Annotated in this window: 13 protein-coding genes; all 13 read right to left on the bottom strand. The window is 32.4% G+C overall.

The genetic code is table 11. The annotated features are described in order from the left end of the window. The 13 genes from LNQ81_RS12530 to rfbB all read right to left on the bottom strand — a co-directional run bounded on the left by LNQ81_RS12530 (position 1) and on the right by rfbB (position 13,638). On the bottom strand, positions 1–1,344 hold the full coding sequence (locus LNQ81_RS12530; protein WP_229947207.1) for a hypothetical protein: 1,344 nt from the start codon (positions 1,342–1,344) through the stop codon (positions 1–3). Next, on the bottom strand, positions 1,341–3,476 hold the full coding sequence (cas3, locus tag LNQ81_RS12525; protein ID WP_229947206.1) for a CRISPR-associated helicase Cas3': 2,136 nt from the start codon (positions 3,474–3,476) through the stop codon (positions 1,341–1,343). Before cas3 ends, LNQ81_RS12530 begins: the two co-directional genes overlap by 4 nt. After that, on the bottom strand, positions 3,470–4,060 hold the full coding sequence (locus LNQ81_RS12520) for a hypothetical protein (RefSeq protein WP_229947204.1): 591 nt from the start codon (positions 4,058–4,060) through the stop codon (positions 3,470–3,472). The genes cas3 and LNQ81_RS12520 overlap by 7 nt, the downstream gene beginning before the upstream one ends. Positions 4,061–4,066: 6 nt before the next feature. Continuing rightward, positions 4,067–4,732 carry a CRISPR-associated endoribonuclease Cas6 gene (gene cas6 / locus LNQ81_RS12515; RefSeq protein ID WP_229947203.1) on the bottom strand — a complete coding sequence of 222 codons (666 nt, stop codon included), beginning with the start codon at positions 4,730–4,732 and terminating at the stop codon, positions 4,067–4,069. 595 nt (positions 4,733–5,327) lie between these two features. Continuing rightward, positions 5,328–6,329, bottom strand: coding sequence for a UDP-3-O-(3-hydroxymyristoyl)glucosamine N-acyltransferase (gene lpxD, locus LNQ81_RS12510; RefSeq protein ID WP_229947202.1), 1,002 nt, complete (start codon positions 6,327–6,329; stop codon positions 5,328–5,330). Between the two features lie 282 nt (positions 6,330–6,611). After that, positions 6,612–7,580 (bottom strand): glycosyltransferase, encoded by a 969-nt coding sequence (locus LNQ81_RS12505; RefSeq protein ID WP_229947200.1) that lies wholly within the window; start codon positions 7,578–7,580, stop codon positions 6,612–6,614. 2 nt (positions 7,581–7,582) lie between these two features. After that, the gene (locus tag LNQ81_RS12500) at positions 7,583–8,260 is read right to left on the bottom strand and encodes an SDR family NAD(P)-dependent oxidoreductase (protein ID WP_229947199.1); all 678 of its coding nucleotides are present in this window, start codon (positions 8,258–8,260) and stop codon (positions 7,583–7,585) included. Between the two features lie 4 nt (positions 8,261–8,264). Beyond that, positions 8,265–8,813, bottom strand: coding sequence for a GNAT family N-acetyltransferase (locus LNQ81_RS12495; protein WP_229947198.1), 549 nt, complete (start codon positions 8,811–8,813; stop codon positions 8,265–8,267). Positions 8,814–8,825: 12 nt separating this feature from the next. Further along, a complete protein-coding gene (locus tag LNQ81_RS12490; protein ID WP_229947196.1) occupies positions 8,826–9,776 on the bottom strand; it encodes a hypothetical protein in 951 nt (316 codons plus the stop codon). Continuing rightward, on the bottom strand, positions 9,773–10,477 hold the full coding sequence (locus LNQ81_RS12485; RefSeq protein ID WP_229947195.1) for a WbqC family protein: 705 nt from the start codon (positions 10,475–10,477) through the stop codon (positions 9,773–9,775). Before LNQ81_RS12485 ends, LNQ81_RS12490 begins: the two co-directional genes overlap by 4 nt. Positions 10,478–10,487: 10 nt before the next feature. After that, positions 10,488–11,561 carry a DegT/DnrJ/EryC1/StrS family aminotransferase gene (locus tag LNQ81_RS12480; RefSeq protein WP_229947194.1) on the bottom strand — a complete coding sequence of 358 codons (1,074 nt, stop codon included), beginning with the start codon at positions 11,559–11,561 and terminating at the stop codon, positions 10,488–10,490. Then, entirely contained in the window at positions 11,562–12,431 is an 870-nt protein-coding gene (gene rfbA, locus LNQ81_RS12475) for a glucose-1-phosphate thymidylyltransferase RfbA (protein WP_229947193.1), read from the bottom strand. A 160-nt stretch (positions 12,432–12,591) separates the two neighbouring features. After that, positions 12,592–13,638, bottom strand: coding sequence for a dTDP-glucose 4,6-dehydratase (gene rfbB, locus LNQ81_RS12470; protein WP_229947191.1), 1,047 nt, complete (start codon positions 13,636–13,638; stop codon positions 12,592–12,594). Positions 13,639–14,012: the final 374 nt, after the last annotated feature.

Genomic DNA, 14,012 nt, shown 5'->3' with positions numbered 1-14,012 from the left:
TTAGTTTTCTTTTTCTACAAATGCGTAATCAAATTTTAACAACGTACGAAAGTATGAGAAATCCTCATTACTTAGTAAGTGTACATAATCTCTTAATTCTTTTAGTTCTTTAGCTTGTTTGTCTGTTACTCCAGACAACATATCTGTCAAAGCACCAATAAAAGATTTCTTTGAACTTTCTTCAAATAGTCTTTTATTAATCAAGTTTGTACGTTCATTTCCTTTTGCGTCTTTTCTATACTCTAACAATAGCTGAGCTATTTGAGCGGTATAGTCTGTGATTTCTTGTTTATTCTTTGATATCATAGCGATTAACCAAGTTTTATAAGTTCTATAATTAATATAATCTTCTTCTTTTTTAAAGGATAAATTCTTATCAGTATTGATGTACTTCTTAAGGCTTTCTGGCTGTAAAGCATGTAAGCCTATATTTCCTAATTCACAAGCTCGTTTTATATGTATCCCGAAAAGAGATTGAAACTGACTTGTTTCAAAACTATCTTCAGAATAAGGAAACAATTGCTTAAACACATCTATTAGTCGTTTTCCTGACTTTAAATACATAGGAATAAATCCTATTGTCTTATTTGTTTGTCCAAAACTATAGACATAAGTATTTATTGTTTGCTCTGCATACAGATTAGATAAGCTAAAAAACAAATTAGACCAATTCACTGTATTTACTTCTGCTTTATCTTTTTCTATCTTTAGAATCTCTTTTTTTCTTAAAACAGTATAATCAAAGGCTCTATCAAAGTCTTTTCCTAATGAATACGTTAACCATTGTCCGTTCCATGTATTGATTTGATTACCTCTTATCACAGACAAAGTTGGATCGTTTAATAGTTTTCGATATTCCTTCCATCCTAAAAAAACCTGCCACAAGATTATTGCATCATCTATTAGTAAGTTATATCCTCCTGCTACTCCTATTCCTAACCCTCCACCTATCCACGAGTAATACACTTCTTCTTCTGTAGTTTCTATTTTTAGATCTGAAACCAAACCTGAGGTCGTAGCAAATTCTCTCTCTGTAGAGGCTGCATATCCTAATGCAAAACTTGCATCTGGTTTATTATAATTATCCGATACCTTTTCGATAAATTTCTCTAACCTTAGTTTCTTCTGTTCACACGTTTCAAATGGTATTAATCCTTTAATCATCTTATCCCAACTAATTTTAGGATTTTCAAATGATGAGTTACCTCCACTCATTAGATACTTAGGATGATTAAAGAATAATTCAAAGAAAACCTCTTCAAAGAATGATTTTGAACTATGACTACTTCTCATCTCTTGGTTATATTTCTCTAAAAAAGTCCTACCTATTAAAGCTGTTATCATAACAATTGATTTATTACATTATTCAGTTCACTTTTAAGTTTATCAATACTTAGTCCAGATTCTTTGCTATAAGCATAAGACGGTATTATAAATGGCTTATTTCCAACCTTTAATTGCTCTAATTTTTCAACTGTATAATAATAGGTTGGTATTTCTAACATTAATCGTATTTCAAAATCATTACATTTCTCATATAATTCTCGATCCTCTTCAGTTATACATACTACACTTTCTATCTGCAACAAATCAATTAACACAGACTTTGAATTATGAGTAAGTACTGGTTGGTTCCACTTGCCGCCTTGCTTAAATACAGTGTGATTCTCAATATCCATTAAGTTTAACTGCTGAAATACACTATCCATCATCTGTTGAACATCCCGCTCTTGAAGTACATCCGCATCAGGCAATACAGCGTAAGTCTTCTGAATAGCATCAAACATATAAGGTCTAACGTCTTTTTGTGTCTCGCCAGGTTCTATCACATATACATCCTTTAACTTCCCTATAGTATCTTTGTTTCTCTTTCTATTTACTCGTCCAAATCTTTGTATCAAAGCATCTAAAGGTGCTGTCTCTGTAATAATCACATCAAAGCTGATATCCAAGCTAACCTCTACTATTTGAGTTGAAACAACAATACAACTTTCACAACTAGTATTATAGGCTCCAATGGCCTGTCCTTTCTGATCTATACCTAAGAGTAATCTCTCCTTTTCATTTCTATCTGCTCGTTTAAATCTACTGTGTAACAAAAGAATAGGTATGTTGGGATACTGCTGAACTAAATCTTCATAAACTTCTATAGCATTCTGTACTTTATTACACACAACAAGAACCTTTTTATTTGCAAGAACTCCTTCTTTTATTATACTAAAAACATTGTCTTGTTTTATCTTATAAACGATATGTCTGTTAAATTGATCTAATTGCTCTTTTTTTAGCTTCATTTCAAAGACATCATCTCCTAATAACTCTAATATTTTATTATATAAAACAGTAGGCATAGTAGCTGTACCTATATGTATTCTACAATCTATTTCTTTTAATACCTCGATTACCTTTAGCACTAAGGCCTGTGATACACCTGAATAGGTATGTACTTCATCTAAAATAACATCGCATCCTTTAACATCTAATATCAATGCCTCATACCCCTTTAATCCAAAGGCAAGTGTAGCTAATTGATGTGGAGTTAACACCTTTACTGCTGAGCCCATAAGATTTTGAAGAGAAGTATCATCATTGCCGTTGCGCTTAACTACAATAGATGATGAATGTTGTACTCTTATATCAATATTAGGGTTGTCTTTTTCTAAATCATTACCTAATCTGTTATACATTGCATTAATAGATGCTTGAAAAGGTAAAGTATAAAAAACACGTCCTCTACATCTACGCAACAAATAATCTGTTTTTCCAGCTCCCGTACTTGCAACTACGATGGTATGTTTCTTAGAAGAATCAGCATCTTCACAAGACAATGGATATAACTCATGCTGCCTGTTATAAAATGACAAATTAGGAATCTGGAATAATCTATTAACAACCTTTTCTGTCTTATGTATCTGTGCAGATGCAAAATGATCAGCTCCCATTAATAGCCCTCTCCATTGCGACCATCTTTTCTCCTTACTATGCTCTTGCACATAATTCAAAGCATAGTCATAATTCGCCTCTGCTTCTTCTCTACTAATTTGATCAACTGTAATTCCACATTCTTTTAATACTTCTAAAACAGCAACACTCCAACTTTCCCATTGTCCTAAATGAAATGATATATAATCATCATTCTCTTCCAAATAAAGTATACCTCCATCATCGTCAATGGACTTATGGTGGGCAACTACCATTTCAATTAAGGCATCTTTATGTTCTACTGGAAAAGCAGATAGAAAAAACAAGGATGATAGTTCATGTCTAAATATCCTTCTTGTATTATCTTTTCCTTGTAATCGCTTTTGAAAAAAAGGATGTCCTTTGCCCAAATCATGAAGCAAAGCACCATTAATAGCTATTTTTTCATCTATCCCTAAATAGGTAGCGAACTTCTGTGCTGCTAAAGAAACATGCAATAAATGATCTTTTAATGTAGTCCATTCTGGTGATGATTTTGCGAATAAGCTTACCATTGCCTAATAGTTCTTACAGGAGTTCCTACTATTTTAAGCCAACCATACATAGCTTCATTTGTCAATCGATGGTATCCTACAATAAATGATTTAACTGTCTTACCAAATACTAATTCATAACCAGGATATGCTTCTGTGTCGAAATCACCTGCTTGTATTGCCATTATTTCTATTGGAAACATTAAATCTTCGTTTCTACATAAACATATATGTTGTGTCATAGCTATTTCAGCATCTTCAATGTTATCAAATAGTAAATGTAGTACAGGATTTATCAAAACACCCCTCAATAAAATAGAAGTATCTCTTGAGAATTGAAACTGTTTTCCTTTTTTCACAGAATTCCAACCTCTGGTTTGTGTAACCTCTTGTTGTTCAGAAATTTGATCATAAGACAAACGATGTCCCTTTATTTTACTAATTCCTATATTCTTTAACAACTCAGGAAATAATTTTTTCTCAATTCCCTCCACTGTACTTGGTGTTAAAAACTGTTGACTAAACGTTTCACTATCACGTACAGCAGTCCATGGTTTTATAAAACCAAAAGGGCCTGAATACTTTACTACATAAAATGTCTTCATAAATCTCTATTTTAACGAACCAAAACCTATACCTGTAGAATATCCTAAACCTACCAACCAAGCAAATGTTATCTGTTCAGGTGTTCCTGATACAATTACAGGACACATATTAACTTTGTTTAATATTCCCTTATAATCTATTAGCTTAGTATGCTTCTTTTCAAAAGTCATATCTAATTTTACATCTACTCCATCACTATTTATATTAGCCAAGACCATCTTATTTTTCAAATTAATAGTCAATACTTCTTCGAAGTTTTCTTCATCATAAGTCAAATATTTTGTTTTATGCTCTGCTTGTATTTTTTGTTTCAGTAATATTGGGCTTGACAACATAAATCGTTGAGATCCTTCAAAATCTGGAGCATCCTTGAATTGAATATCTGCTACTGAAGATCCACAAAAAGCATAAGGGTCTTTCAGTATCCCTTTAATCACTTTTTTAATAAACTCATCATCATAACTACTAATAAAGAAATACGAATCCCCTGTTAAGCTAATTCCTTTTGCTCCTGTTTTTACATGTTGTAACCAAGAAAAACAATACAGACTTTGTTTATCATGCAATTCATTATCCTTGCCTAACCATCGATGTAAAGCTGCTGTTAATAAATGTTGATTATTAAAAGGTATCAACTCTTTGTTTCTACTTAATTTTAAATATATCCTCATATCAATACTTATCTTCTTTGTCCCTAAATTAGAACTAATTATCTAAACTTCTTTACGGAAAACCACATTGTAGACATTTATTTCTTCCTTAAAACCAACCAACTCTTTATTGTTTTGCAAGTCAATGAATATTTTAAAGTCGATATCTACAACTTTAGTTTTTTTCCTTCTTTAAGATCTAGGTAGGCATTGCTTAACAAATCGGTTGATATTCTTAGAAAATATAGGAGATAAATTGAAGAAGATAGTATTTGAAGTTTTTTTCTTTGTTTTGCCTCACTTACAATATTACAGGTCTTTGATAGGCAAGCATATCGAATTGTCTATAGAGAATAATCCTAGTTGATATATAATACCTCTATGCCCTTTTTATGACTTCTTAAAACCCTAGTGTTAGCATGGCTATAAACTTATTTTTACTAAAATACAATTTAAGGTCTTATAAGGATAAGGTGTTCCTTTTAGTATATCTTGCTTGATTTACTCTGTAGAGGTATGATTAATTTTTGAGTTATACACCCCATGACTGACATACAAAAAAAGCGACTAACCTTTACAGATTAATCGCTTGTATTTAAAATCTCTTTATAGAGAATTAGTTCTTTGTTTTACTACTTACTAGCTGTTTTAATGCAGCCCATTGTCTTAGGGTTGTTTTTGCTTCTTGAGCAGGGTACCCCAACACTGTTTTACCAGCCTGAACATCACCAGTTACTCCTGACCCTGCACCTACTACAGCGCCCTGGCCAATAGTAACGTGATCCTTAATAGAAGCACTACCTCCGATTACTACAAAATCCTTTAGGGTAACAGATCCTGCTAAACCACTATTTCCAGCCATGATACAGAATTTACCTAACTCACAGTTGTGTCCTATCTGAACAAGGTTATCTATCTTACAACCATCACCTATAATAGTAGCACTGAACTTACCTCTGTCAACACATGAGTTTGCCCCTATCTCTACATAGTTACCAATAACTACATTACCGATTTGAGGAATCTTAACTAATCCGAACTCAGGAGAAGGACAGAAACCAAAACCGTCTGCTCCTATCACTGCATTAGGGTGTAAGATACAGTTATGTCCAATATGGCTACGCTCACGCACAATAACACCTGACCACAATATCGTATTATCTCCAATGGTACTGTTGTCTAATACCGTTACATTAGGATATATCTTCACATTCTTACCAATTACTACATTCTCACCGATTACACAACCAGCAGCTATCTTAGCTCCTTCACCAATCACGGCTGTACTATCTATGGTAGCATTAGGGTGAATATCTATTTTAAACAATGGTAACTTAGGTGCAAATAAAGTAAGTAACTTAGCTAAAGCTAAATCCACATTATCTACTTTTATAAATGCTCTATCAATACCTGGTAAGATCGAGATATCATTATTTACAATAGCAATAGGTGCTTTTGAGTCTCCCCATAGTCGTTCATATTTTTTATTACCAATAAATGAGATTTGGCATTCTTTTGCTTTTTCTAGTTGTTCTGCTGTTGAAATCTGTTTTAATGTACTACCAACGACAATACCATTTAAGACATCGTTTATTTCGGTTAAAGAATATGACTTCATAATTTAAAAAGAGTTTTTGAGTTTTGTTTAATTAAAACGAAGAAAACTAAAAAATATTACAATACAAAACAGAACAGTGTTATTTTTATCAATAAGGTTATGTTTTTATTTTAGAAAAGACAAATCACTAGAAATAAAAAAGAGGAATCAACGAATTGTAGTAAACAATTCGTTGATTCCTCTTTACTTTTTATTCCAGCTACTGTCCTAAAAAAGACATACTTATGATTGTAAAACGACTAGAGTAATCCTTTTATTGTTTTATTATAGTTACTTTTTATTTTAATTATAAATAGCTGTAAATACCTTAAAATTAATTTTAGCTAATGAATAAATTAGATAGTATTTATACTTATAATTAGCGATGTACTTCAAGTCTTTTTTATATTGATTAAAGACTTTTTCATCTTTATACAAAAAAGACATTTTAATTATTGAACGAGTTTTTGCCCCTAATAATTTAGTTTCTAGTTGCTTTTTATCCCCATTGTAATATTTATTCAGAAAATATAATCTACACTTGCTCACAGCCTCTTCAAAACTTACTAACTTCTCAAGATTTTTAGAATGACTAGCCGATTCTTCTAAAATACGATAAACAGCTGAAACAATAGGTAAATACTTTGCTTGTCCTCTTGTAGAGGCAAACAACCATAAAGAATAATCTCCAAAAGGCAAGTCTTTTAAATCATTTGCATCTTCTTGTCTATAAATATCTAAAACTTCTTTTTTCAAACATACAGTTAGAGTAAACATTCTATTAGATACTAATAAATCCGAAAAATCTTTTATTTGATTTGTACGTTGTAAATCAAACTCCCCTGTATTCTGCTTATAATATTTTGCATCTGTATAAACTAAATTATATTCTTGATTATGTTCTAAAAAGTCAACTTGTTGCTGAAGTTTATACTCATCAATCCAATAATCATCCCCCTCTAAAGGAGCTATATACTGACCATCTAAATGGTTTAAAAGAGCGTCATTATTCTGTGACGCTCCTACATTTTTATCTTGTAAAATCAGTTTAATGATATCAGGATATTTTGTTTGATACTCCAAAACAATTGCTCTGGTGTTGTCTGGCGAACAATCTTCTGCAATTACAATTTGAATAGGGAAAGTAATTTTTTGCATTAAAACACTCTCTATAGCTTCCGATATAAACTCCTGGTGATTATAGGCAAGCATAGCTACAGACACTGTAGGCTGCTGTGTTGTTGTTTGATCAATAATTTTATAGGTACTCATTGCTAATATAATCCTCCGTTTAAGTCAATTGATGTTCCATTTAAATAAGGTGTATCAATTATAAAATTGATTGTCTTTAGTATCTCTTCTGCCTCACCTAATCGCTTTGCTGGGATAGTTGTGATTAATTGTTGTAAATACAACTCAGGAACTTGTTCTATCATCCCAATATTAAAGTACCCCAAATTCACATTATTCATCGTAATATTTTTACTTGCATTTTCTATACAAATACTCTTAGCTAACCCCCACATTGCAGACTTAGAAGCAGCATACGCACTAGTGCCTGCAACTCCTTTTTGAGCTACTACTGACGAAAAATTAACGATTCTACCATAATTCCCTTCTCTCATAAAAGGCAACAACTGCTGTGTTAAGTTAAACAAACTCAACAAATTAACATCTAAAACCTTTTTCCACTCCAAGAAATCAGTTTTATGAGCAAAGGCATTATAAGAAATTCCCGCTGTATTAATTAGTACTAGATCAGAAAAAGAATGCTTATTGTTAGTTACAAATAATTTTACCTCTTCTTCATTTGTTATATCAATTTTATAATAATCATCTAAACAAGAAGGTACAGTTGTATTGTAAAAACCAATTACACTCTTGCCTTCCTGTTTGAATTTATCAAATAAAAATTTACCTATCCCTCTTGAAGCACTCGTTATTACAATCATATTTCTACAAATTATAGGTACTTTTAATTAGCTTATACTCTTCTTCAATAATACTCAACAGCCACGTATTTAATGAATTGCCATTTTTAAATACATTTTTTCTCATCAATCCTTCTTTGAAAAACCCTAATTTATCTAACATACGTATAGCTGGTTGATGTCCCTCTTGTGCTTGTGCTGTGCAACGAACCATTCTCATTTCTTCAAACACATGATTTAGGACAAGTAGTCCAACTTGTAAACCGTATCCTTTTCCTGCAACACTTGGAGATAGTTTAATTCCACTCCAAAAACAACTACCATTTCTATAATCGATATCTGAAATAGAAGTATATCCTATAATAGAATCCGATTCAGATGTGGTAACAGCAAAATACATTACAGATTGTGAGTCACCTAAAATGATGTCTTCAACCCATTTCTGTTCTCTACACAAAGATACATATCGTTTAGATCCTCCTATATACTTCTCTCTCTCATCTTCATTTCTAAGCTGATTGATAAATAAAGCATCTTCCTTTTCAAAAGCTCTAAGTCTAATATTAAATTCCATTATAGTTTTTTTTTAGTTTAAAATTAGTTTAACCATTTCTTCTAAATCTTCAGGTAACACCCTTTGATCGATTGGCAAATAAACCACTTCTTTAGTTAATTGATATGCTAAATTTGATTGTTCTGTCCATTGCAATACATTAGCCCAATATGTTGCAGTATAATATCTTTGTTGATGTAATTTCTCTTTTATGTTTTTATCAATCCAAAGTGGAAATACCATAGGTACACTTTCTTTAGCTAAGGGCAAGTTTAATTTATTTACTTTTTTAAACACTTCGTATAAATACATATAGTTGCTTACTCGCTTTTCTCTTATTCCCTTGTGATCTTGACTATCAATTAAGTGCTGTGTCAACACTGACATTTGCTTTATTGGTTGTCTGTTTAAGCTTTCTTCATTAATCAAGAAATCACTATAACCTGCTTCAGCTCCAAGTTCCAAGCGTTTTAATAGGTGCATCATTCGGTTGTATGATACGTCCTTTTCTTCTACAATTAAAGTGTGATTACAATATACATAGCCACCATCTGCTACTCCCAGAAACTTACGAGGAGAATAAAAGCTATCATACATAGAAGGCACCTCTGCATAAAAAGCTTGTGCATTATCTATAATAAAATGACAAGGATATTTTACCAATTCTTTTATATAACTATCTTTTACTCCAAAATAGTTAGTATACATAAATACTTCATCTGTTTTGATTGTTTGCCAATCAAATAAAGGCTCTAAATTGATATTGATATCGTAAAATTCATAGAAAAGCCCTTCCTCTTTTATTGTATCTAGGACAACATCACAAGTAAAGTAAGGAAGATAAATCTTCTTATATTTTTTTGCTTGCAAAATATAACGCAACCCATTGCGTCCAGTATTTACCGCAATAGCTTGCTTGTGCATCAAATCCGTTTTTTTTTGTGCTAGTGCTAATTCAAAATACCCTCCTTGTGCTTTCTTCATACCAATTCGTATTGATCTAAAATTATATTAACTTCTTCAATACTATTAAACATCAAAATATCTATGATAGATAACCAAGGTACAAACTCGTTATTAAACTGCTTATACTCCTTTTTAATAGATTGAATAAAATACAGCTCTATCCCTTGCAAAGAAAACTCTTCTTTATCGTATAATTCTTGCCCTCCTATGGGATTGATATAAACAGTAGCTTGTTCTTGATCACAGATAGACATGACTCTATGTTTTCCAGACAATTCACTATTATTATAATTAGTAGAACTATATACAAATGTAGTTGGTAATTTCAAATATTGAGCTACTGCAATAATACCTTGTTTTGCCAGTACACTAATATGGCTAGTATCAATATCTAAAACACTCCTTACTAATTGATAAACCTCTAAGAAATATGGCGCCTTTTTATAGTTTTGTTCTATGGAACGAAGAAACTTTTTTTTCCAACTTTCAAACAAAACAGGGTGTAACTTCACTTCATTTATTTTGGAAAAAGAACTTGCTTTTTCTAATGGCAAAGTAAACAACGAAGCTTGACCTTGCAATAATAAATTGTTCCTATTAATCCATCCTTGTTTAATGTAATTTACATCATCATAAAAAATAAACTTATCTACTGCTTTTATCAGTTGAAAATAACCTATATAAGGCATAAAATAAGGTTGCATAATAGCAATTTTCATCTGTGTTATTTTATAAGTTATTCATTATCTCACATATACGCTCTACCTCCTTTATTTCCAAATCATAATAGAAAGGCAAACATATCACGCGTTTTGCAATATCTTCTGTCACTTCTAACACTTGCTTGGGTAGATATGGAAGTGATGAGGCTAAAGAAGGATAGAAATATCGTCTAATGTGAATATCCTCTTTTAATAATGCTTCTTTAACTTTAAACAACAATGTTTCACTCTCTAAAACTATTGGAAAATAAGGGTAATTCATAGTAGCTCCTTCTCGCCAAACAGGTTGAACTGAGGCAAATGATGTTAACCCTTTTGTATATGCTTCATATAATTCCTTACGTTTACTAGATATCTGGTCAATATACTTAAGATTGGCAATCCCCATTGCTGCATGCATTTCGGAGTTCTTACCATTTATTCCTAAATCAGAAAATAGATCAAAACCTGCTATTCCAAAATTTCGAATACGCTGCAACTTTTCATTGATATCATCATATTTAGTAACTATAAATCCTCCTTCTGTTGTATGATATAACTTAGTAGCGTGAAGTGAACAAGTAGAGATATCGCCGTACTGGAAAATTGACTTCCCCTTATACTCCACTCCGAATGCATGTGCACCGTCGTAAATTACTTTTAAGTTATGCTTCTTGGCTATCATATCGATAGCTTCTACATCACAAGGATTACCATACACGTGGGTAGCCAAAATAGCAACTGTGTCTTTAGTAATAGCCTGTTCTATCTTGGTTACATCTATTGTAAGACTTTTTTCATCAATATCAACAAATACAGGAGTACAGCCTTCCCAAACAATAGTGCTTGTAGTAGCTACAAACGAAAATGGAGTTGTAATAATCTCTCCCTGCAACTCTAATGCCTTAATAGCCATTTGTAACGCAACTGTTCCGTTAGTCACAAACAACAGGTTCTTAACCCCCAATTGCTTTTGTAACTTATCCTCTAATTCTATCGCTAAAGGCCCCATATTAGTTAGCCAATGACGTTCCCAAATTCCTTTTAACAACATTTGATACTCGTCAAATGGTGGTAAAAATGGTTTAACAACTGGAATCATTTATAAAAATCTTTTTTTAATATAGTCGTAATAATCTCCTTTTAAACCCTCTATCTGCTTTGCAATATCTTGCTTAGATATCCATTGATAGGTTAATGCTATCTCCTCTAAACAAGCTATTTTCAACGAAGTACGTTTCTCTACTGCTTTTACAAACTCTGTGGCCTCTGTTAGTGACTCATGTGTTCCTGTATCTAACCAAGCAAAACCGCGACTCAAAGTCTGCAACTTCAATTGATTATTATCTAAATATGTTTGATTAACAGTAGTTATCTCTAACTCTCCTCTATGCGATGGTTTAACTCCTTTTGCTATCTGTACCACTGAGTTAGGATAAAAATATAGTCCTACCACAGCATAATTAGACTTAGGTGTAATCGGCTTTTCTTCTATACTCAAAACATTACCCTCTGCATCAAACTCTGCTACTCCATAGCGTTCTGGATCATTGACATAATATCCAAAAACCACTGCTTTATCTTCTTGTTTAACGGTCTCTACTGACCTCATTAAAATCTGCTGCAACCCTGCCCCATAGAAGATATTATCTCCTAAGACCAAACATACATCGTCATCCCCTATAAACTCTTGTCCTATAATAAAAGCTTGTGCTAATCCATCAGGACTCGGCTGTTCTGCATAACTCAACGATATCCCAAACTGACTACCATCTCCAAATAACTTCTTGAAGTTTGGCAAATCGTGCGGAGTTGATATAATCAAAATCTCCCTAATACCCGCCAACATCAACACTGACAGTGGATAGTATATCATAGGCTTATCGTATATAGGCAACAATTGCTTTGATACCGCTAAAGTTAGAGGATGTAAGCGAGTACCTGATCCACCTGCTAATATTATTCCTTTCATTTCTTATTGTCTTTTTGTGATTTTGTTGTTTTATCCTTTTGTTTAAGATATTCTCTATCAACAAGAGTACAAACTAACAAACAGCATTTTTATAATTCTATAATTTATTAGGCGCAAAGTATTGTTTCTCCACCTTCGTAAACCACTAACTGTCAACTTATTATTTATACTGCTCTTTATAATAATCAGCATACACTCCACTTGTCACATTAGCCAACCATTGTTGATTGTTCATATACCAATCTATAGTCTTGGCTAATCCTTCTGGGAAAGTAACCGAAGGACTCCATCCTAACTCTTTATTAATCTTAGTGGCATCAATAGCATAACGCAAATCATGTCCTGGTCTATCCTTAACAAAAGTGATTAACTGTTCACTTTCTCCTTCTGTACGACCAAGTACTTTATCCATTTGCTTACACAGTTCTCTGACCAAGTCGATATTCTGCCATTCATTAAATCCTCCTATGTTATACGTCTGAGCATTCACTCCCTTGTGAAATACATCATCAATTGCTCTAGCGTGATCAATCACGAACAACCAATCGCGCGTATACTTGCCATTTCCATAGATTGGCAACGGTTTGTTATTAATTATATTGTGAATACACAGTGGAATTAGCTTTTCAGGAAAGTGATTAGGACCATAATTATTTGAACAATTACTAATAACATAAGGCATATTATAAGTCTCTCCATAGGCCCGTACAAAGTGATCAGAGCTCGCTTTAGACGCTGAGTAAGGCGAATTAGGATCATAAGCAGTCGTTTCATAGAAGAATCCCGTTTCTCCTAGACTCCCATATACTTCATCTGTACTTACATGATAAAAGCGCTTTCCTTCCCAGTTATCTTGCCACACCCCTTTAAAGGCTTGTAACAAATTAACCGTTCCTATTACATTTGTCTTCACAAAAGCCAATGGGTCAGTAATGGAACGATCTACATGAGACTCTGCTGCTAGGTGAATCACAGCATCAAACTTTTCTTTCTGAAATAGCTCTTGAATAAATAGCTCATCTGTAATATCTCCCTTTATAAAAGTATAATTAGGTAGATTTTCTATATCTCGTAAGTTCTCTAAATTACCCGCATAAGTCAAGGCATCCAAATTATAAATATGACAAGCTGGATATTTAGTTACAAATTGTCTTACAACATGAGATCCAATAAAACCTGCTCCACCAGTGATTACTATCTTTTTCATTAATTTACTTTATACTTTATCTACTCACAATCAATACATTTCTATTTGCCTATTTCTTTAATCAATTAAAAATATACTATATCTTATCTAAAGATATTTCTAATAATTTAAAGAAGTAAACAAATTTAAGTTTTTACTCTTAAAAAGACTACTCATTTACAATAAACTTACTACCTACATAGCTTCCTTCTGTAATATCCAAGAAACAAATAAGGAGGAATAATGATATCTACTATTCTTCAACACCTCGACAACACTTCTATAGCATTTCTTCAACAAATAACTCGTCTACTAAAGCAATCTTGGAGAAATCTTGAATGAATAAAGTAAACTGCATAATATCACAAATTTGAAGGGTTAATCTCTCACAAAAA

The sequence above is a fragment of the Myroides oncorhynchi genome (genome assembly GCF_020905415.1).
Lineage (GTDB): Bacteria > Bacteroidota > Bacteroidia > Flavobacteriales > Flavobacteriaceae > Flavobacterium > Flavobacterium oncorhynchi_A.
Note: the sequence above shows the minus strand (reverse complement) of the source record. Positions and strands in the feature narration are given on the sequence as shown.